At 53.9% G+C, this 19,697-nt stretch carries 17 protein-coding genes and 1 rRNA gene; 10 read left to right on the top strand and 8 right to left on the bottom strand.

What is annotated here, in order from left to right; all coding sequences use genetic code 11:
• Positions 1-16: 16 nt before the first annotated feature.
• From ACTHTU_RS02150 to ACTHTU_RS02140, 3 genes are all read right to left on the bottom strand, one after another.
• Positions 17-484 (bottom strand): CinA family protein, encoded by a 468-nt coding sequence (locus ACTHTU_RS02150; protein WP_070822553.1) that lies wholly within the window; start codon positions 482-484, stop codon positions 17-19.
• Between the two features lie 76 nt (positions 485-560).
• A complete protein-coding gene (locus tag ACTHTU_RS02145) occupies positions 561-1,406 on the bottom strand; it encodes a mechanosensitive ion channel family protein (protein ID WP_440361626.1) in 846 nt (281 codons plus the stop codon).
• A gap of 111 nt (positions 1,407-1,517) precedes the next feature.
• Positions 1,518-2,519, bottom strand: a complete 1,002-nt coding sequence (locus ACTHTU_RS02140; RefSeq protein WP_440361625.1) for a thiamine ABC transporter substrate-binding protein — start codon at positions 2,517-2,519, stop codon at positions 1,518-1,520.
• Between the two features lie 64 nt (positions 2,520-2,583).
• Here ACTHTU_RS02140 and ACTHTU_RS02135 point away from each other — a divergent pair, with 64 nt between their 5' ends.
• From ACTHTU_RS02135 to glmS, 4 genes are all read left to right on the top strand, one after another.
• Positions 2,584-3,231: a pyrimidine 5'-nucleotidase gene (locus ACTHTU_RS02135; RefSeq protein ID WP_440361624.1), complete on the top strand. Its 648-nt coding sequence runs from the start codon at positions 2,584-2,586 to the stop codon at positions 3,229-3,231.
• A 61-nt stretch (positions 3,232-3,292) separates the two neighbouring features.
• On the top strand, positions 3,293-3,577 hold the full coding sequence (locus ACTHTU_RS02130; protein ID WP_440361623.1) for a hypothetical protein: 285 nt from the start codon (positions 3,293-3,295) through the stop codon (positions 3,575-3,577).
• Positions 3,578-3,675: 98 nt separating this feature from the next.
• Positions 3,676-5,049, top strand: coding sequence for a bifunctional UDP-N-acetylglucosamine diphosphorylase/glucosamine-1-phosphate N-acetyltransferase GlmU (gene glmU, locus ACTHTU_RS02125; protein WP_440361622.1), 1,374 nt, complete (start codon positions 3,676-3,678; stop codon positions 5,047-5,049).
• A gap of 161 nt (positions 5,050-5,210) precedes the next feature.
• Positions 5,211-7,049 (top strand): glutamine--fructose-6-phosphate transaminase (isomerizing), encoded by a 1,839-nt coding sequence (glmS, locus tag ACTHTU_RS02120; protein WP_440361621.1) that lies wholly within the window; start codon positions 5,211-5,213, stop codon positions 7,047-7,049.
• 254 nt (positions 7,050-7,303) lie between these two features.
• Here glmS and ACTHTU_RS02115 read toward each other — a convergent pair whose 3' ends face one another.
• Both ACTHTU_RS02115 and ACTHTU_RS02110 read right to left on the bottom strand, forming a co-directional pair.
• Complete coding sequence (locus ACTHTU_RS02115; protein WP_440361620.1) at positions 7,304-8,602, bottom strand: M16 family metallopeptidase; 1,299 nt, start codon at positions 8,600-8,602, stop codon at positions 7,304-7,306.
• Positions 8,603-8,660: 58 nt separating this feature from the next.
• Positions 8,661-10,010 carry a M16 family metallopeptidase gene (locus ACTHTU_RS02110; protein ID WP_440361619.1) on the bottom strand — a complete coding sequence of 450 codons (1,350 nt, stop codon included), beginning with the start codon at positions 10,008-10,010 and terminating at the stop codon, positions 8,661-8,663.
• Between the two features lie 194 nt (positions 10,011-10,204).
• Between ACTHTU_RS02110 and ACTHTU_RS02105 the strand changes: the two genes are divergently transcribed.
• On the top strand, positions 10,205-11,383 hold the full coding sequence (locus ACTHTU_RS02105; RefSeq protein ID WP_440361618.1) for a phosphoglycerate kinase: 1,179 nt from the start codon (positions 10,205-10,207) through the stop codon (positions 11,381-11,383).
• 167 nt (positions 11,384-11,550) lie between these two features.
• On the opposite strand, the gene yccS is transcribed toward ACTHTU_RS02105, so the two are convergent.
• From yccS to ACTHTU_RS02090, 3 genes are all read right to left on the bottom strand, one after another.
• Positions 11,551-13,686: a YccS family putative transporter gene (yccS, locus tag ACTHTU_RS02100; protein WP_440361617.1), complete on the bottom strand. Its 2,136-nt coding sequence runs from the start codon at positions 13,684-13,686 to the stop codon at positions 11,551-11,553.
• A 165-nt stretch (positions 13,687-13,851) separates the two neighbouring features.
• Positions 13,852-15,081, bottom strand: a complete 1,230-nt coding sequence (locus ACTHTU_RS02095) for a PilT/PilU family type 4a pilus ATPase (protein ID WP_049333157.1) — start codon at positions 15,079-15,081, stop codon at positions 13,852-13,854.
• Positions 15,082-15,167: 86 nt separating this feature from the next.
• The gene (locus ACTHTU_RS02090; protein WP_440361616.1) at positions 15,168-16,214 is read right to left on the bottom strand and encodes a type IV pilus twitching motility protein PilT; all 1,047 of its coding nucleotides are present in this window, start codon (positions 16,212-16,214) and stop codon (positions 15,168-15,170) included.
• Positions 16,215-16,331: 117 nt separating this feature from the next.
• Here ACTHTU_RS02090 and ACTHTU_RS02085 point away from each other — a divergent pair, with 117 nt between their 5' ends.
• The 5 genes from ACTHTU_RS02085 to ACTHTU_RS02065 all read left to right on the top strand — a co-directional run.
• On the top strand, positions 16,332-17,027 hold the full coding sequence (locus ACTHTU_RS02085; RefSeq protein ID WP_440361615.1) for a YggS family pyridoxal phosphate-dependent enzyme: 696 nt from the start codon (positions 16,332-16,334) through the stop codon (positions 17,025-17,027).
• A 76-nt stretch (positions 17,028-17,103) separates the two neighbouring features.
• A complete protein-coding gene (gene proC, locus ACTHTU_RS02080; RefSeq protein WP_440361614.1) occupies positions 17,104-17,901 on the top strand; it encodes a pyrroline-5-carboxylate reductase in 798 nt (265 codons plus the stop codon).
• A gap of 2 nt (positions 17,902-17,903) precedes the next feature.
• Positions 17,904-18,461 carry a YggT family protein gene (locus tag ACTHTU_RS02075; protein ID WP_222570616.1) on the top strand — a complete coding sequence of 186 codons (558 nt, stop codon included), beginning with the start codon at positions 17,904-17,906 and terminating at the stop codon, positions 18,459-18,461.
• A gap of 232 nt (positions 18,462-18,693) precedes the next feature.
• Positions 18,694-19,110: an RNA polymerase-binding protein DksA gene (dksA, locus tag ACTHTU_RS02070; RefSeq protein ID WP_003747644.1), complete on the top strand. Its 417-nt coding sequence runs from the start codon at positions 18,694-18,696 to the stop codon at positions 19,108-19,110.
• A gap of 456 nt (positions 19,111-19,566) precedes the next feature.
• Positions 19,567-19,697, top strand: a 16S ribosomal RNA gene (locus ACTHTU_RS02065); the annotation flags it as partial.

Below are 19,697 nucleotides of genomic sequence, written 5' to 3'. Positions count from 1 at the left end.
GCCTGTGTTTTTTCTATCAAACCAAATGTTCCGCCAAGAAAGCCAATGCGTATTCGACGGCTTGCGCCCTTACTGCTTCACGGTCGCCTGTGAATAGCGCGGTTTGCTCAAACGAACCTTCGGGCGTTGCCAGGCCAAACCAGACTGTGCCGACCGGTTTGGCCGCGCTGCCGCCGCTAGGGCCGGCGATGCCGGAAATACTCAAGGCGTAATCTGCCTGCGCGACGGCTTTTGCGCCGCGTGCCATTTCATAGACGGTTTCGCGGCTGACCGCGCCGTGTTTCAGCAAGGTGTCGGGCATGACGCCGAGGCGGTCTTGTTTGGCTTGGTTGCTGTATGTGACGAAGCTTTGATGAAACCATTGCGAGCTGCCAGAGAGGGAAGTCAGCGCACCTGCAAGCAGGCCGCCGGTGCAGGACTCGGCGCAGGTAACGGTTTGGCGGCGGCTGGTCAGGTGTTCGGCGATGGTTTGCAGATGGGACATGGCGGCTCCTTATAGAAAAGGGTGGAATGGGGCGGGCGTTTGACCTGCCGGGTTTCAGACGGCCTGAAAGCTGAAATCAGTCTTTCGGCTGAATGAGGTGGACATCACATTGTGGGAATGGGATGTTGATGTTGGCTTCGCGCAGGTTTTCAACTACTTGCTCGTTCAGAGCGAATCGGAACGGGCCGAGATTTTCTTCTTGCGTCCACGCCCAAAGGGTAATTTCGATGGCGCTGTCGCCAAGGTTGGTAATGTATACGACGGCAGGTCGTTCTTCGGTTTGAACACATAATGGATGCTCGGTTGCCGCTCTCAATACGGCGGCTTTGGCGGCTTTCAAGTCGCAGGCGTAGTCGACGCCGACAACGACTTGGGCGCGGCACAGGGGCAGGGAAGAGCGGTTGGTGATGCTGTTGGTCATGACCACGCTGTTGGGCAGGACGACTTCTTCGTTGTCCGGCGTGCTCAAAGAGGTCTGCACCATTTTGATTTCGCGGACGATGCCTTCAAAACTGTTGACGCGGATAAAGTCGCCGACTTTAAATGGGCGGAACAGGATAATCAGCGCACCGGCGGCGAAGTTGGACAGTTGGTCTTTCAAAGACAAAGCAACCGCCAAACCTGCGCCACCGATCAGGGCGGTAACGGAAGTGGTCGGAATGCCGAGTTTGCCCAGTGCGGCGATGATGACGAGGATCAGCAGGCCGATGTTGGCGACGTTGCCGAGGAAGCTGACCAGCGTTTTATCGACTTTGGCGCGCGTCAGCGCGGCTTTCATCAGTGTCACCACGCGCGTGGCGACCCAGCGGCCGATAAAGAAGATGGCTAAGGCGGCCAGCAGGTTGGTACCGAAAGACATGCCGGTTTGGGCGAGTTGTTCCCAGCCGGAGAACGAAGAGAGGACTTGAAGATCGAAATTCATAATTGTGTGTGCGTGTAAAGTTGTTTAAAAGGTCATTGTAAAACAAGGCCGTCTGAAAAACTAATGATTTGTTTTTTCAGACGGCCTTGATGTGTTTTTAAGTTTTTCGGTTTAACGTAAAACGGTTTTGCTCCAACGGCTCACCCATTGTTTTTGTTTAGTGTTGATGTCGGTGCGGTTGGGGGAATCGCTGTGTTTCGGGGTTTGGGCAAACTCGAATACTTTGGGCAGCGGCGTATTTTTGGCAGCCGGATAGACCCACATTTCGGCAGGCAGGGCTTTTTGCACTTCGCCGCTTTGCAGCCAGCTCACCAGTTTGGCTGCCAGTTCGGGTTGTTTTGTGCCTTTCAAAACGGCCGCGCCTTCAACTTGGCGGAATGTGCCGCCTTTGAGGAAGAGGTTGCCGGTGGGTGGGGTGCTGTATTTGCCTTTGGAGTAGTGGACTTCGGCCGCCGGGCTGGTGGCATAGCTGACCACGAGGGGATAGGCGCCGCCGTTTTGGGTGAAGTCGGTGTAGTAGGCTTCGCTCCAGCCTTTGGCAACTTTCACGCCGTTTTGGCGCATTTGCGCCCACCATTTGAACGCACCTTCTTCACCCATGCCGCCGATGTTGGCCAAGAGGAAGGAGAGGCCAGGCGAGGATGTGGCGGGAGACGGGGTTACCAGAAGGTTTTTATATTCCGGTTTGGTCAAATCTTGCAGGGTTTGCGGCAGGGGCAGTTTTTTCTGTTCAAACCATTTTTTGTCGTAGTTGATGGCGACATAGGCGTAATCAACGGCCAGAGCATCGGGCAGGGAAGCGGTTACGGGTGCGGATTTGGGTTGGCTGGCGGCGAGGATGCCGGCGGATTTGGCTTTGCCGATGTTGGCGTTGTCCAAACCGTAAACCGCATCGGCAATCGGGTTGGCCTTGCTCAAAATCAGCTTGTTGAGCATTTCGTTGCCACTGCCTGCCTTGATGACGGACACTTTGGCATCGTTGGCTTTTTCAAATTGCGCGATGACGGATTGGGGCAGGCTGAAGGATTTGTGCACGGCCAAACGTACTTCGGTTTGGGCGTACAGGTTTGCCGAGGCAAGTAATAGAGCCACTGCGGACAATTTCAGTTTCATTCTCTTTCCTTTGTGCGGGTAAAATACGAAATATCATAACAAAATCTGCATATCAAGGCACGATATGAATTATTCCCCCGTTTGGCTGTTTGACCTCGACAACACTTTGCACAATGCCGAAGCCGGCATTTTCTACATCATCAACCGCGCCATGACCGAATACATGGCAGGCCGTCTGAAGCTTTCCGAAGAAGCCGCCTCCCAACTGCGCCAAGATTATTGGCACCGATACGGCGCGACGCTTGCCGGTTTGCAAATCCATCATCCCGAAGTTGATATCGATGAATTTTTGCTTGAAAGTCATCCACTTAAGCAAATTTTGGCAAAGGTGGAGGGTATGGATGGAACTGATGACGTTTTAGGCCGTCTGAAAGGGCGAAAAGCCGTATTTTCCAATGGGCCTTCGTTTTATGTCCGCGCATTGGTTGAGGCGTTGGGCTTGGAAGCGCATTTTGACGGCTTGTTCGGCACGGACGACTTCGGCCTGCTCTACAAACCTAATCCGCAGGCCTATCTCAACGTCTGCCGCCTGTTGGGCGTCACACCCGAACAGTGCATTATGGTGGACGACAGCGCCGACAATCTGCACCAAGCCAAAGCCTTGGGCATGAAGACCGTTTGGTATGGCGAAAAGGCCCATCCGCTGCCATTTGCCGACGGCATAGCGAAAGATATGCAGGGTTTGCTTGAAGTTTGCACAAAACTGCCGTGAAGTTTTGCAAAAACAAGTACAATACACGGTATTGCCGACATTTAAAAACAAGGACAACATCATGCGTAAACTCGCTTTAATTCTGACCACTGCCGCCGTTTTGGCCGGTTGCTCTTGGGAAACCTACACCAACGAATCCGGCCGTACCGCCGTACGCCAAAAATATGCTACCGGCACACCTATCGTTTATCAGGACGGTACTTATTCTAAAAACATGAATTACAACCAGTTCCGCCCAGAGCGCCGCGCCGTCCAATCCAATCAAGCGGATCATGCTGAACACGGCGAACGCGGCCAACATTGGCAAAAACCGCAATTTGCCAACCAACAGCCAGTAACCGAATAACAATATCCCCAAGGCCGTCTGAAACGGAGTGAAAAACAACCAACACTTGTTGCCACACTTTTCAGACGGCCTCAAACAACGACAACGGAAACCGTATCATGGCTCAGACAGCTTTAAATATCGTCATCCTCGCCGCCGGCAAAGGCACGCGCATGTATTCCAAAATGCCCAAAGTGCTGCACCGCATCGGCGGCCTTCCCATGGTTGAGCGCGTTATCGATACCGCCGCCTCCCTGAATCCCCAAAACATCTGCGTCGTCATCGGCCACGGCAAAGAGCAGGTCTTGGATACCGTCAAACGCGATGTTGTTTGGGTTGAACAAACCGAACAGCTCGGTACCGGCCACGCCGTCAAAACCGCCCTGCCGCACCTGTCTGCCGAAGGCCGCACGCTGGTGTTGTACGGCGACGTTCCCCTGATTGACGCAGCCACCCTCGAAACCCTGCTCGAAGCCGCAGGTGACGAAGTCGGCCTGCTGACCGACGTGCCCAACGACCCGACAGGTTTGGGCCGCATCATCCGCAACAGTAACGGCAGCGTAACCGCCATTGTCGAAGAAAAAGACGCCGATGCCGCCCAAAAAGCCGTGAAAGAAATCAATACCGGCATTTTGGTTCTGCCCAACGCCAAACTTGAAGCTTGGTTGAACAGCCTTTCCAGCAACAATGCCCAAGGCGAATACTATCTGACCGACCTCATCGCCAAAGCCGTTGCCGACGGCATCAAAGTTCATCCCGTCCAAGTCCGTGCCTCCCATCTGGCTGCCGGCGTGAACAACAAACTCCAACTGGCCGAACTCGAGCGTATTTTCCAAACCGAACAGGCGCAAGAATTGCTCAAAGCAGGCGTCACCCTGCGCGATCCAGCACGTTTTGATTTACGAGGCCGTCTGAAACACGGACAAGATGTCGTGATTGACGTCAACGTCGTCATCGAAGGCGAAGTCGAACTCGGCGACAACGTCGAAATCGGTGCCAATTGCGTGATCAAAAACGCCAAAATCGGTGCCAACACCAAAATCGCCCCATTCTCCCATTTTGAAGGTTGCGAAGTCGGTGAAAACAACCAAATCGGCCCATACGCCCGTTTGCGTCCGCAAGCCAAACTGGCTAATGATGTACACATCGGTAACTTCGTCGAAGTCAAAAACGCCACCATCGGCAACGGCACCAAAGCCAACCACCTCACCTACATCGGTGATGCCGAGATCGGCAGCAAAACCAACTTCGGTGCCGGCACGATTATTGCCAACTACGACGGCGTGAACAAACACAAAACCATCATCGGCGACGAAGTGCGCATCGGTTCAAACTGTGTACTGGTTGCTCCCGTTACCCTCGGCAACAAAGTGACGACAGGCGCGGGCAGCGCGATTACCCGCAACTGCGAAGACGGCAAACTCGTTCTCGCCCGTTCTCGCCAAACCGTCATCGAAGGCTGGGTGCGTCCGGAAAAAGGCGATAAGAAGTAAGGCTGGTCTTTTATTTGTTTTCAGACGGCCTTGAGAAACAACAGGCCGTCTGAAACCCAGATTTGCCGTTTCAATGAATATAAAACGGCGTTTTCCGACTGCCGCTTTCGGGAGCCGGAGCAGCAGTCATTTTTTCAAACTTTTGATACTAAGGAACTTATATGTGCGGTATCGTAGGTGCTATTCGCGCCAATCACAATGTAGTCGATTTTCTGACCGACGGTCTCAAACGCCTTGAATACCGAGGCTACGATTCGTCGGGTATTGCCGTAAACATGGACGGCAAAATCAAACGCGTCCGCCGTGTCGGCCGTGTTCAGCTGATGGAAGATGCAGCACGTGAAAATGGCGTGTTCGGCCATATCGGCATCGGCCATACCCGTTGGGCAACCCACGGCGGCGTAACCGAGCCTAACGCCCACCCTCACATTTCCGGCGGCATGATCGCGGTTGTCCACAACGGCATCATCGAAAACTTTGAAGCCGAACGCGAACGCCTGCAAGCGTTGGGTTACACCTTTGAATCGCAAACCGATACCGAAGTCATCGCCCACAGCGTCAACCACGAATACACGCAAAACGGTGGCAAACTGTTTGAAGCCGTCCAAGCTGCGACTGCCCGTTTCCACGGTGCGTACGCCATTGCCGTTATCGCACAAGACAACCCTGAACAAATGGTTGTTGCGCGCATGGGCTGCCCACTGTTGGTAGCCTTGGGCGACCAAGAAACCTTTATCGCTTCCGACGTATCCGCCGTGATCGCCTTTACCCGCCGCATCGCTTACTTGGAAGACGGCGACATCGCCCTGCTGAACGCAAACGGTATCGAAAAACTGCTCGACAAAACCGGTGCGCAAACCGAACGCGCGATTAAAGTGTCCGAATTATCTTTGGCTTCTTTGGAGTTGGGCCCATACAGCCACTTCATGCAAAAAGAAATCCACGAACAGCCCCGCGCCATCGCCGATACTGCCGAAGTCTTCTTGGACGGCGGTTTCGAACCTGAAAATTTCGGTGCCAACGCCCGCGACGTGTTCGACGATATCCACAGCATCAAAATCCTTGCCTGCGGTACGTCCTACTATGCCGCGCTGACCGCCAAATACTGGCTCGAATCCATTGCCAAAGTGCCAACCGACGTCGAAATTGCCAGCGAATACCGCTACCGCGACGTGATTGCCGATCCGAAACAATTGGTCATCACCATTTCCCAATCCGGCGAAACTTTGGATACCATGGAAGCCCTGAAATACGCGCAATCCTTGGGACACAAACACAGCCTGTCTATTTGTAACGTGATGGAATCCGCACTACCGCGTGAAAGCGAATTGGTACTGTACACCCGCGCAGGTGCAGAAATCGGCGTTGCCTCTACCAAAGCGTTCACGACCCAACTGGTTGTCCTGTTCGGCCTGGCCGTTACCTTGGGCAAACAGCGCGGCCTGGTTTCTGACGAACAAGCGCGTGAATACGTTGAAGAACTGCGCCAACTGCCGGGCAGCATTCAGCACGCTCTCAATCTGGAGCCGCAAATCGCCGCTTGGGCGCAAAAATTTGCCAAGAAAACCAGCGCACTCTTCCTCGGCCGCGGTATCCACTTCCCAATCGCCCTTGAAGGCGCATTGAAGCTGAAAGAGATTACCTATATCCACGCCGAAGCGTATCCTGCGGGTGAGTTGAAACACGGCCCGTTGGCCTTGGTGGACGAAAATATGCCCGTTGTCGTGATTGCCCCGAACGACAGCCTGTTGGACAAAGTGAAAGCCAACATGCAGGAAGTCGGCGCACGCGGCGGCGAACTCTTTGTCTTCGCCGACCTCGACAGCAACTTCAACGCTACCGAAGGCGTGCACGTTATCCGCGCCCCACGCCACGTCGGCGTACTCTCGCCGATTGTGCACACCATCCCCGTGCAGCTCCTGTCTTACCACGCCGCCCTTGAACGCGGTACAGACGTGGACAAACCGCGTAACTTGGCTAAATCGGTAACGGTTGAATAAACAATAAACCGGTTAAAAAAGGCCGTCTGAAACCTGTTTCAAGGTTTCTTTCAGACGGCCTTTTTATTTGTCGGTTTCAGTAATAGAAATGCTATTTATGATGTCTTTGCTTTCATTATAAATGTACAACAACAGTTGATTGTGACCGATATTTTATTGATTAGAGTGGCCTCTGATGGCAAGATCAGCAAACCGACAGAATGACAACAGGCCGTCTGAAAAATCTTTCAGACGGCCTGTTGTTTTAAAGCGTTTTATTCTGCGCCGACAACGACGGTGTTGAGGTCTTTGAATTTGACGCGGCGTTGCCATGCGTCGCGGACTTGTTCGACGGTCAGGCTGTTGATGGCTTTGGGATAGACTTCCAAGTAGTCGTTGGGCAGGTCGTAGAGGCCGATCAGGCTCAGGTAGTTGAGCAGTTTGTCGTTAGAATCGTAGCGCAGGGGGAAGCTGCCGATGATGTTGGCTTTGGCCTGTTTCAGCTCGGCTTCGGTCGGGCCTTCGGCGATAAACTGCTCGATGACGGCTTGGGTGTCGGCCAGTGAGGCTTTGGTGTTTTTCTTTTGGGTAGAGTATGAAACGGTAAATGTGCCTTCTTCTGTTGCCGGGGTGAGGCTGCTGTATACGCCGTAGGTGTAGCCGTGTTGGTCGCGCAAAACTTTCATGAGGCGGCTGTCGAAACCGCCGCCGCCGAGGATGTAGTTGCCGGCAACGAGGGCGTAGTAGTCGGGGTCGTGGCGTTTGATGAGGGAGGTGCCGAGCAGGACTTGTGCTTGTGTGCCGGCAAAGGGGATGTCGCGGCGTTGGGCGGTTTGTTTGGGAACGGGCGGGATGGCGTGGGTTGCGGTGGCTTTGGCCGGCAGGTCTTTGAGGACGCGATCGACCAGTTGCTCTGCCTGTTTGCGGTTGAGGTCGCCGACGATGGCGACGATGGCGTTGTCTTTGCCGTAGTGGGTGCGGTGGAAGGCGCGGATGTCGTCCAGACTAACTTGTTTGAGGCTGTCGACGGTTATGTTTGCGCCGCTGCCGTAGGGATGGTTCGGGTAGATGAGTTTGGTCAGTTCGCGCGTGGCGGTGTAGTCGGGGGTGGTTTCTTGTTGTTGCAAGCCGGTAATGGATTGGATTTGACGGCGGCGGAAAACGGCTTCGTCAAAACGCGGACGGGTCAGCGAGTGGTTGAGCAAGTTGGCGGCTTTGTCGCGGATGTCGGCTTTGCTGAGGCTGCGGAAGCCTGCGGACGCGCTTTCGGCATTGCTGTCGCTGCTGATTTGTGCGCCGATGTTGTCGGCTTCGGCATTGAAGGCTTCTTCGTCCAGCTCTTGGGTGCCGTCGGTCAGGAGGGCGGCAGTAAATTCGGCAACTTGGCTTTTGCCGTCCGGATTGGCGACGCTGCCTGCGCCCTTGAAGCTGACTTCAAGGTCGATGATGGGGTTTTCGTGGCGTTCGACAAGGAGAATTTGGGTGCCGTCGCGGTTGCGCCAGCGTTGGATGTCGGTGGCGGCTTGGACGCTTAAGGGCAGGAGTAGGGCAAGGGCGAGCAGGGTGGGTTTCATGTTGTGGCTTTCTGTTAAGGCCGTCTGAAAGGGTATGGGCTTTCAGACGGCCTGATGTTTATCGGCGTTTGGCAGCTTTTTTGCTTGGCGCGGTGGCTGTTTTTTGCGGCTCGATGATGACGGTACTCATGCGCTCGTCGGTCAACATCCGGGCGGCGGCCTGTACTTCTTGCGCGCTGACTGCCTGTAAGCGGCGGTGGATTTCTTGTTCGTCGGTATATTGGAAACCGCGCGCTTCGAGGCGGCCCATCATGGAGGCTTGGGAAGACATGGAGTCTTTGGCGTAGATTTCGCTGACCGCTGCCTGGGTTTTGACGCGCTGCAATTCTTCTTCGGAAACGCCGTTGTCGGCAATGTCTTTGATTTCTTGGCGCAGCTGGGCAATCAAAGTATCGGTTTTCACGCCTTCGGCAGGCATGGCCATGACGCTGAACAGCGGCATTTCACGGCTGATGATGTCGTAATGCGTGCCTGCGCTCAATGCGGTTTGTTTGCCGCGCACGAGGTTTTTATCAAAACGGCTGGACGCGTTGCCTGCCAAAATATCGGAGAGGATGTCGAGGGCGAAAGGCATCGTGTCATCGAATTTTTGGAGTTTCGGCACACGGAAGTTGATAGCAATCAGTGGCTGGTGTGTGACTGGAGAAGTGGCTTTAACCGTAACAGGCTTGCGCAAATAGGGTTCGGTATGGAGCTTGTTGCGCGGCGGTTGGGCTTTGGCCGGAATATCGCCAAAGAGTTTGGCGGCCGTCTGAAGCGTTTGTTTGGCATCGACATCGCCGACAATGACCAATACGGCATTGTTGGGCGCGTAATACTGTTTGTACCACGCGCGCAGGTCGTCGGCTTTTAGGGTGTGCAAATCTTTCATGTAGCCGATGACGGAGGCGCGCATGGACGGTTGGGTAAAGGCGGCAAGATAGGCTTGCTCCCACATTTTGCCGTCGGCCGTGTCTTCCGTGCGCTGGCGGCGTTCTTCACGGATGACGTTCATCTCGTTGAGGAATTCTTTGTCGCTGAAGTTGAGGTTGTGCATGCGGTCGGCTTCGAGCTTCAGAATCTCGGGCAGGTTGGCGGCGGCGACGTTTTCGTAATACACCGTTTCATTACGGTTGGTATAGGCATTGTTTTGCCCGCCCAGCTCGGACACGCGGCGGTTGAACTCGCCGGAGGGGACGTCTTTCGTGCCTTTAAACATCATGTGTTCCAAAGCGTGGCTCAGGCCGCTTTTGCCCGGTTTTTCATCCACGCTGCCGATTTTGTACCAAATCTGCGAAACGGCCACAGGCGCGCGGTGGTCTTCTTTGACGATGATTTCCAGACCGTTGGGCAGGGTTTCAGAAAGCGTCTGCGCCCATGAGGCGGCAGGTAGCGCGAAGGCAAGCATTAAAGCAATTCGGCGTAACATGGTTTAATCCGTAAAATGAAAATCAATTGCCAAAGTATAGCGGAAAATCTGAAAGATTGGCCGAATATTTCAGACGGCCTGCAGCCTTATCTGCTGATTCACATCAAGCGCGGCCGTTGCCAATCTTTACCGTCGCGCCTCATTCGCGGATAATCCCAAACATTCCCGTTTCCAACCATCACAAAGGAATCATCATGGCATTTTTGAAACTGACCGAACAAAATGTTCAAGGTAAAACCGTTCTGATCCGCGCCGATATGAACGTACCGTTTAAAGACGGCAACATCAGCGACGACACCCGTATCCGCGCTTCGCTCGCATCCATCAAATACTGCTTGGACAACGGCGCGTCTGTGATCGTGATGACCCACCTCGGCCGTCCGACCGAAGGCGAATTCCATCCTGAAGACGATGTAGCGCCTGTTGCCGCGCATTTGGGCAAACTGTTGGGCAAAGACGTGAAAGTATTGAACGACTGGCGTGAAAACAAACCGACCTTGAATGCCGGTGATGTTGTGATGTTGCAAAACGTGCGCATCAACAAAGGCGAGAAGAAAAACGACTTGGAGCTGGGCAAAGCCTACGCTTCTTTGTGCGACGTGTTCGTCAACGACGCATTCGGTACCGCCCACCGTGCCCAAGCTTCGACTGAAGCCGTTGCCCAAGCCGCACCGGTTGCCTGCGCCGGCGTGTTGATGGCGGGCGAACTCGACGCTTTGGGCAAAGCCCTGAAACAACCTGCTCATCCGATGGTTGCCATCGTTGCCGGCAGCAAAGTGTCTACCAAACTGACCATCCTCGAATCTTTGGCCGATAAAGTCGACCAACTCATCGTCGGTGGCGGCATTGCCAATACTTTCCTGTTGGCAGAAGGCAAAGCCATCGGCAAATCTTTGGCCGAACACGATTTGGTGGAAGAATCCAAAAAAATCATGGCGAAAATGGCGGCCAAAGGTGGCTCCGTACCGCTGCCGACCGATGTGGTTGTCGCTAAAGCCTTTGCCGCCGATGCGGAAGCTGTGGTGAAAGACATTGCCGACGTTGCCGAAGACGACATGATTTTGGACATCGGCCCTAAATCTGCCGCTGCTTTGGCCGATTTACTCAAAGCTGCCGGTACGGTCGTATGGAACGGCCCGGTCGGCGTATTTGAATTTGACCAATTTGCCGGCGGTACCAAAGTATTGGCCGAAGCGATTGCCCAAAGCGATGCGTTCTCGATTGCCGGCGGCGGCGACACTTTGGCGGCGATTGCCAAATTCGGCGTAACCGATCAAATCAGCTACATTTCTACCGGCGGCGGCGCGTTCCTTGAGTTCTTGGAAGGCAAAGAGTTGCCTGCCGTTGCTGCCTTGGAAAAACGCAGCGCGTAATCGGTTTTAATATCGATTGTTAAAAATAAAGGCCGTCTGAAATCTGGAAATCAGGTTTCAGACGGCCTTTTGTTTTTAGGTGTTTATTGGAGAAAGGGTTCAGCTGGATTCAACGCTGATGATTGGCAGACTTGTTGCTAAACAGGCTGGAAAGCGTCCGGCTCTTTTCAGACGGCCTCTACGTCGGCTTGTCGGTGCAATGCCTGATAGCACGGGGTAAGCTGGCGGATGATCAGGTCGAGCTGGTGTTTGAGGATGTGGTCTTGCTGCGCTTGTGTGTTTTGTTCAAGCTCGGCAAATTCCTGACGGATTTGGGTCATAGCCGTTTCAAAAGCCTCGGGGTCGGTTTGGGGCATTTGGGTCAGCAACTCGGCGATGTGGTGGGTTAGCTTGGCATAGGGCGCAAAGCCGTCGTTGCCGTCGATTCGGACTTGGTCGCGGTATGCGCCGAGCGCGGAAATATGGCCGGTCAGCGCATAGCTGGTTTTGAGCAGGGTAAAACCGTCTTGCAGGCGGTCTTGGTATTTTTTCGGGTTGCTGCTCATGTCAGACAGGGTGCTGCTGAGGGCGGCGGTGCTTTCATGGGCTTGGCGGCGGGTAAGGCGGTAGTCGAAATCGTCGCGGCTGCCGTTTTGCAGCTGGTCGAGGATGGCGTCGAGATAACGGCCGTTGGCAGTGATGGTTTGGGCGGCGGTGTGGCTGAGAGTGAGGTAACGCCAATCGGGCCAGAGGTAGGTGGCGGCAGCCCATGCGATAACGGAACCGACGATGGTGTCGATGATGCGGATGGGCATGGCGTGGTACACGTCCAAACCGGCAAGCGAGAGGCTGGTCAGGGCTTGGATGGTGATGAAGAAGGTGGAGAAGCTGTATTTATAGCTTCGGGTGATGAAAAACAGGGTGGTGCTGGCGATGACAATCCAGAGTTTGGTTTCAACAGACGGGGTGAAGTAGGGGACGAGCGAACCGACAATCACGCCGAGAATCGTGCCGGCGATACGTTGGTACACGCGGCTTTTGGTGGCGGTGTAGTTGGGTTGGCAGACGAAGAGGGCGGTCAGCAGAATCCAGTAGCCGAGGTTGAGATGGAGGATTTCGACGATGATGCAGGCTGCGGCCACGACGATGGAGAGGCGAGTGGCATGGCGGAAGACGCCGGATTCGAAATTGAGCTGGCTGAGGACGGTCTCGCCGATATTGCGGAACTTGGTGTTTTCAAGGGCGGCGATGCGGGTGTTGGCGTTGTCGTTTTCGGCAAGGGACGCATCGTTTTGCAGTTGCCGCAGTTGGTAATCGACGCTGCTGAGGTTGTCGAGCAGGCGACGGATATTGTGGAGGTTGGCATTGTCGGCATGGGTCTCGGCAAAATGGCTGAGGGATTGGCGGCAGCCTTCCATGGCGCGGCCGAGGCGTTTGCTGTATGCGTAGGGTTTGTTGTTGCGCAGGGAGGCGGCAACGTTGCGGCACGCCTGGCCTTGCATTTCGAGCAGGCGGCGGATGCGGAAGATGAGGTCGGTATTTTTGAGCTGCTCGGCCATTTCGCTGTAATCGACGTGGGCGGAGCTGATGCGTTCGTGCATGTCTTGCGCGCAGAGGTAGTAGCGCAGCATTTTGGCGGTACGCGGATGGCGGTGTTGGCCGCGCAACCGGTAGAAAAGTGCGCCGCGGCATTGGTTGAAGGCGGTAATCACGCCGGTGTTACTCATGGCCAAGTCGATTTGGCGGTTGCCCAACCATGCGGCTTCGTCGGGGTCGAAAAAGTCGGCTTTGGCATCGAAGTAGTTGCTGAGTGCGTCGTAGGCGTTGGCAACGGTTTCTTGGACGGGGCGGTGGGGCAGGATGATTTGGAAGATCAGGGTATTGACGCTGTATAGGACAGTGCCCAACAGAATCATGACGGGGTTGGTCAGCCAGTAGGTTTCGGGGGTGTAGGTCAGCGTGGTGTAGGTGGCGACGGCGAGCGCACCGAAAGCGAAGGTGCGGTATTTGAGGCCGACGGTGCCGAGGATGGTGAAGCCGAAAGTCATCAGGGTCATGGCCAAGATGAAGGGAACGCCTGTGCCGATGGTGCTTTGGGCAAGCAATGAGGAGAGGGTAAACAGGGCAACGGTGATGACGATGTTTTTCAGACGGCCTGTGAGGCGGTTGTCCAAATCGACCAAACCGCCGGCAATAATGCCGAGTACGAAGGGCATAACCAGTTTGGGTGTATCGAAGTGCCAAACGAGGGTGGCGGCGATGAATACGCTGGCGAAGACGGGCAGGGAGGCAATGATCAGAGGTTTGAGCGGCGGAGTGTTCATGATGGTGTTGTTTATTATTCGTTATGAGGTGAATGATTGGATTTTAACAGGATTTTCAGTCGGTTTCAGAATGTTTGAAATAGGATAAGGCCGTCTGAACGGATACGGGAAAATACTTGATTTCGTTTCCACATCCGTTCAGACGGCCTTGTTTGGCTTGCGCCATTAGGTCATCAGGTTGAGGTCGCTGATGCGGTCGTAGAGACGTTCGGTATTGTTGCCCTCGTCGTGCATTTGAATGCGCAGGCGCAAATCGTTGGCGGATACCGCTTGGCGCAGGGCTTCGCTGAGTTCGATTTGGCCTTGTGCGTAGAGGTTGAAGAGGTTTTGGTCGAACGTCTGCATGCCGTTGCTGCCGGAGCGTGCCATCAGGTCGCGGATTTCCAGCAATTCGCCTTTGAAAATCAAGTCCTGCATGGCCGGAGTGTTGAGCAGGAGGTCGGTAACGGCCGTGCGTTGGCGGTTTTTCTTGATGGTGAGGCGTTGGCCGATGATGCCGACGAGGTTTAACGCCAAATCCATCAAAACCTGTTGGCGGCGGTCTTCCGGATAGAAATTGATGATGCGCTCGATGGTTTGGGAGGCTGTGCTGGCATGGATGGTGAAAACGCACAGATGACCGGTTTGAGCCAGTTGGAGGGCGTATTCCATGCTTTCTTCGCTGCGGACTTCGCCGATGCAGACGACGTCAGGCGCTTGACGCATGGCGCTTTGAACGGCGGTTTTCCAGTTGTCGGTATCGATGCCGATTTCGCGCTGGGTGAAGATGCTGCGGCAAGGTTTGTAGATAAACTCGATGGGGTCTTCGATGGTAACGATATGGCCGGGCAGCTTTTGGTTGCGGTAGTTGAGCATGGAGGCCATGGTGGTGGACTTACCCGAACCGGTCGGGCCGGCGAGGATCAGCAGGCCGCGCGGCGCGAGTGCAAGCTCTTGGAGTTTTTCGGGCAAACCGAGGGTCTTCATTTCGGGAATGTCTTGGCTGACGCGGCGCAATACCATGCCGACGCGGCCTTGCTCGTGGTAGGCGTTGACGCGGTAGCGCGTGTTGCTGCGCGATTGGACGGAATAGTTGATTTCCCAGTCGCGATTGAAGGCTTCGAGCTGGTCGGGGTTCATGGTGGATTCGGCGATGGCGGCGGTGTCCGCGCCGGTCAGCGCTTTGTGGGGCATGGGCGTGAGGGTGCCGCCGACTTTGATGGCAGGGGGAAAGCCTGCGCTGATGAAGATGTCGGATGCGTTGCGTTTTTCGGCTTCTTCACACATGCGGTCGAGCAGGGGATGAAGATGCGTGCCGATTTCGGCCGGGGTGGGGATGTGCGGTGCTTGGTTTTTTTGTGAGTAGGCTTGCACCATTTCGCTTAACAGGTCGTGCAGAGGGGCGAGGTCGCTCATGATGATTCTCTTTAAAACGGGTATTCGGTCAGGCTGAAAGGCCGTCTGAAAACGGGAGGATAGGGTTCAGACGGCCTGAGGATGGTTTAGAAAACAGAGAGGTTTTCGATGTTTTGCGCCTTGCTGTGTGCCAGCTCGGGGCTGATGGTGCCTTGGCGGACAAGGGTTTGCAGGGCTTGATCGAGGGTTTGCATACCGTGGGCCTGACCGGTTTGGAGGGCGGCGTTGATTTGGGCGATTTTGTTTTCGCGGATGAGGTTGCGCACGGCCGGTGTGGAAATCAGGATTTCGTGTGCGGCGACACGGCCGTTGCCGTCGTGGGTTTTCAGCAGGGTTTGAGAAATGATGGCGCGCAAGGATTCGGACAACATGGAGCGCACGATTTCTTTTTCGCCTGCTGGGAATACGTCGACAATACGGTCGATGGTTTTGGCGGCACCGGTTGTGTGCAGCGTGCCGAAAACCAAGTGGCCGGTTTCGGCGGCAGTCAGGGCGAGGGAGATGGTTTCAGGGTCGCGCATCTCACCGATCAAAATCACGTCGGGGTCTTCGCGCAGGGCGGAACGCAGGGCGTTGGTGAAGCTGTGGGTGTGCTGATGCAGCTCGCGCTGGTTGATGAGTGCCTTTTTGCTTTGGTGGACGAACTCAATCGGGTCCTCGATGGTCAGAATGTGGGCCGGTTGGGTTTCGTTGATGTAGTTGACCATCGCCGCCAGCGTGGTGGATTTACCCGAACCGGTCGGGCCGGTTACCAAGACCAAACCGCGCGGATTTTCGGCAATTTTTTGGAAAATGCGCGGCGCACGCAATTCTTCCAGCGTCAGAACGGTGCTCGGAATGGTACGGAATACGGCGGCCGGGCCGCGTTCGGTCATAAAGGCGTTGACGCGGAAACGGGCAACATTAGGCAGCTCAAATGAGAAATCGACTTCAAAATCCTGTTGATAGAGCTTGCGCTGGTGGTCGTTCATGACCGAGGTAATCATGGTACCGACTTCTTCCGAACTCATCTCGGGCAGGTTGATGCGGCGGATGTCGCCGTGTACGCGTATCATAGGGGAAATGCCCGAACTCAAATGGAGGTCGGAGGCTTTGTTTTTCACGCCGAACGCGAGTAAGTCGGTAATCTGCATAATGTGGCCTTGTTTTGGTTTAGAATAATAAAATCGCTTTATTTTAAATAGATAAATCCGTTCGACCAAGTAAAATTTTCAAAATGCCGAGTGATGAACGGGTTAAAGGAGAAAAACATGTCGGTATTGCAACAAAACTATCAGGACGTATGCCGGGCAGTTGAACAGGCGGCTGAGGTTGCCGGACGGCCTGCGGATGCGGTAAAGCTGGTAGCGGTTAGCAAGACCTTTCCGGCAGACGATATCCGCGAAGTGTATGCGGCCGGTCAGCGCGATTTTGGCGAGAACTATATTCAGGAATGGTTTGAGAAAACGGAAACGCTGGCCGATTTGCCGGATATTGTTTGGCACGTTATCGGCGATGTGCAGTCTAATAAAACCAAATTTGTGGCAGAGCGCGCACATTGGGTGCATACGATAGGCCGTCTGAAAACGGCGTGGCGCTTGAGCGAACAAAGGCCGTCTGAAATGCCGCCGTTGCAGGTGTGCATTGAAGTGAACATCGCTGCGGAAGAAGCAAAACACGGCGTAGCGCCCACTGAAGCGGTCGAGCTGGCCCTTGAAGTGGCCAAGTTGCCAAATATTAAAGTGCGCGGATTGATGTGTGTGGCCAAGGCCGACAGCAGCGACGATGAGTTACGCAGCCAGTTTTACACTATGCAACGGCTGTTGGCTGAGCTGAACGCGGCAGGCGTCGAAGCAGATGTTTTGTCTATGGGTATGTCCGGAGATATGCCAATCGCGGTAGAATGCGGCGCAACCCATGTCCGCATCGGCAGCGCGATTTTCGGCAAGCGGCATTATCCTCAATAAAAGTAATAGGCCGTTTGAACAGGGCAGACAGCAGTTTCAGACGGCCTGATCGATATCACAAAGGAGTGACATATATATGAATATCTATTTTCTCGGCGGCGGCAATATGGCGACTGCCATTGCAGGCGGTTTGGTCAAACAAGACAGCTATCGTGTCCACATTGTCGAACGCGGCGCCGAAAGACGGGCGCAGCTGGTTCAAGAATTGGGCGTAGCCACTTCTGAAAACCTGCCCGAATTGAGTGCGGACGACGTTCTCATTCTCGCCGTCAAACCGCAAGACATGCAGGCAGCCTGTCAAAACATTCGTTTGAATGGCGCGCTGGTGTTGTCCGTAGCGGCCGGATTGTCCATCGATACCCTCAGCCAGTATCTGGGCGGCACACGCCGTATCGTACGCATCATGCCCAATACGCCGGCTAAAATCGGTTTGGGCGTATCCGGTATGTTTGCCGATGCAAGCGTTTCAGAAGCCGACCGCGCAGCCGCCGACGGCATCATGCGCTCTGTCGGCACGACCGTTTGGCTGAACGAGGAAGAGCAACTCCACAATATTACCGGCATCAGCGGCAGCGGCCCCGCCTACGTTTTCTATCTGTTGGGCGCGCTCCAAAAAGCGGCTTTGGCACAAGGTTTCAACGAACAAGACGCACGCGAATTGAGCCTCGCCACATTTAAAGGCGCCGTGGCTTTGGCCGAACAAACCGGCGAAGCATTCGCACAATTACAGCAAAACGTAACTTCCAAAGGCGGCACGACACACGAAGCCATCGAAACCTTCAAAGCCCGTCACGTTGCCGAGGCCATCGAACAGGGCGTAGAAGCCTGCGTTAAACGTTCGCAAGAAATGGCGCAACAATACAAGGCCGTCTGAACATGCGCGGCGACTTGCTCCTATTATTGGCAGACGCCGTTGCCATCCTGTGTATCACACGCTTTTTGCTCCGATACGCAGGATTGGCGGCAGAACACCCCCTGCTCAAATTCAGCATACAGGCAACAGGCTGGCTGACCAAACCTTGGCAAAAAGCATTTCCAAGCGGCGAGAAAACCGATTGGTACTGCCTGCCCGCAGGTTTTCTGGTGTATTACCTTGCCTGTACCGCCATTATTTTCATCTCGCCGGCATTATCCATCAGCAATAAGCTGATTCTGGCAAACTTCTGGTTTGCCGCACTCCATATGCTGAAAGCCGCAGCCTATACATTACTTATCGCTCTGATTATCAGAATGGTGTCCAGCATACAGGGTCGCTATTCGCCGTTGACTTATGCCATCGAACGAATCCTGCAGCCATTGCTCAAACCGTTTTCCTTCTTACGCGCAGGGCGATACGATTTTTCAGGCAGTTTGCTGGCACTCTTATTATGGTTGTGGCTGACACGATGGTTTCCCCAGCTTATCCAGCAAACCAACCTATGGTTGCTTCAATAGGCTGTCTGAAAGCGCAGCAGGTATTAACGACCAAAAATACAACGTCCTAAAAAGCGCATTAATATATTTAGGCGTAAGCTAGTGCAAAAAAGTGCAAATCGAAATATAAAGAACAAATGAATAGGTAAAACATGATATGATTCGCCCAATTTCCAAAACGGAAATTCAAGAAAACCCAATAAAAGCAAACCCGTAGCATCCAAATCATTAACATAAACCGAAAGCAGACACCATGGCAAAGCTGACAGAACAAGATATTTTAAACTGGGATGGTCCTGAAGAGGACTACATGAACAGCGACCAATTGGCCTTCTTCCGCGAACTACTGGTTAAAATGCAAGAAGAGCTGATTGAAAATGCAAACACCACTACCGGTCATCTCCAAGAGCACGAATCCGCCCCCGATCCTGCCGACCGCGCTACCCAAGAAGAAGAATACGCTTTAGAACTGCGCACCCGCGACCGCGAGCGTAAACTTCTCAGTAAAGTACAAGCAACCATCCGCAGCATTGACGAAGGCGATTACGGTTTCTGTGCCGATACCGGCGAACCCATCGGCCTCAAACGCCTGCTGGCACGTCCGACCGCGACACTGTCCGTAGAAGCGCAAGAGCGACGCGAACGAATGAAAAAACAGTTTGCCGACTAAAATATAGACATAAAACCTCAAAAAGGCCGTCTGAAATACTCTTTCAGACGGCCTTAGTATTGAATCGGGTTGGATTTGGGAAGCGAATAGGGAAGATTTGAGGTGTTTTTAGAAAAATAAAAACCCTGTTAAAACAGGGTGGTGATTAAATTTTCGAAAATAATTTTGCGAAAGGTGTTGACTGGTTTTGTTGGGAGGAGTATAGTTCGGTTCTTCGCTGCTGACGCGGTGAAGAAAACGAAGCAGATAGTATAACACAGTTGGTTGAAATTTTCGATAATTTTAGTTGACATTTGCTAAATGTACTGTATAATTCGATTCGCTCTTTAAAAAACAGATTACCGATAAGTGTGAGTGCGTTAGGCCTCACACTGTTTGAAAGACAGACAAGATGATGTTTTAGACATTGTCCTGTCGGTTTCTTTGAAGCAGACCAGAAGTTATAAGTTAGAGATTGAACATAAGAGTTTGATCCTGGCTCAGATTGAACGCTGGCGGCATGCTTTACACATGCAAGTCGGACGGCAGCACAGAGAAGCTTGCTTCTTGGGTGGCGAGTGGCGAACGGGTGAGTAATATATCGGAAC

Source organism: Neisseria sp. P0020.S005, assembly GCF_051957055.1.
Lineage (GTDB): Bacteria > Pseudomonadota > Gammaproteobacteria > Burkholderiales > Neisseriaceae > Neisseria > Neisseria subflava_A.
Note: the sequence above shows the minus strand (reverse complement) of the source record. Positions and strands in the feature narration are given on the sequence as shown.

Excerpts from the sequence above, each read along its gene's own strand:
- ACTHTU_RS02150 (WP_070822553.1), bottom strand. The coding sequence starts at position 484 with ATGTCCCATCTGCAAACCATCGCCGAACACCTGACCAGCCGCCGCCAA.
- ACTHTU_RS02145 (WP_440361626.1), bottom strand. The coding sequence starts at position 1,406 with ATGAATTTCGATCTTCAAGTCCTCTCTTCGTTCTCCGGCTGGGAACAA.
- ACTHTU_RS02140 (WP_440361625.1), bottom strand. The coding sequence starts at position 2,519 with ATGAAACTGAAATTGTCCGCAGTGGCTCTATTACTTGCCTCGGCAAAC.
- ACTHTU_RS02135 (WP_440361624.1), top strand. The coding sequence starts at position 2,584 with ATGAATTATTCCCCCGTTTGGCTGTTTGACCTCGACAACACTTTGCAC.
- ACTHTU_RS02130 (WP_440361623.1), top strand. The coding sequence starts at position 3,293 with ATGCGTAAACTCGCTTTAATTCTGACCACTGCCGCCGTTTTGGCCGGT.
- glmU (WP_440361622.1), top strand. The coding sequence starts at position 3,676 with ATGGCTCAGACAGCTTTAAATATCGTCATCCTCGCCGCCGGCAAAGGC.
- glmS (WP_440361621.1), top strand. The coding sequence starts at position 5,211 with ATGTGCGGTATCGTAGGTGCTATTCGCGCCAATCACAATGTAGTCGAT.
- ACTHTU_RS02115 (WP_440361620.1), bottom strand. The coding sequence starts at position 8,602 with ATGAAACCCACCCTGCTCGCCCTTGCCCTACTCCTGCCCTTAAGCGTC.
- ACTHTU_RS02110 (WP_440361619.1), bottom strand. The coding sequence starts at position 10,010 with ATGTTACGCCGAATTGCTTTAATGCTTGCCTTCGCGCTACCTGCCGCC.
- ACTHTU_RS02105 (WP_440361618.1), top strand. The coding sequence starts at position 10,205 with ATGGCATTTTTGAAACTGACCGAACAAAATGTTCAAGGTAAAACCGTT.
- yccS (WP_440361617.1), bottom strand. The coding sequence starts at position 13,686 with ATGAACACTCCGCCGCTCAAACCTCTGATCATTGCCTCCCTGCCCGTC.
- ACTHTU_RS02095 (WP_049333157.1), bottom strand. The coding sequence starts at position 15,081 with ATGAGCGACCTCGCCCCTCTGCACGACCTGTTAAGCGAAATGGTGCAA.
- ACTHTU_RS02090 (WP_440361616.1), bottom strand. The coding sequence starts at position 16,214 with ATGCAGATTACCGACTTACTCGCGTTCGGCGTGAAAAACAAAGCCTCC.
- ACTHTU_RS02085 (WP_440361615.1), top strand. The coding sequence starts at position 16,332 with ATGTCGGTATTGCAACAAAACTATCAGGACGTATGCCGGGCAGTTGAA.
- proC (WP_440361614.1), top strand. The coding sequence starts at position 17,104 with ATGAATATCTATTTTCTCGGCGGCGGCAATATGGCGACTGCCATTGCA.
- ACTHTU_RS02075 (WP_222570616.1), top strand. The coding sequence starts at position 17,904 with ATGCGCGGCGACTTGCTCCTATTATTGGCAGACGCCGTTGCCATCCTG.
- dksA (WP_003747644.1), top strand. The coding sequence starts at position 18,694 with ATGGCAAAGCTGACAGAACAAGATATTTTAAACTGGGATGGTCCTGAA.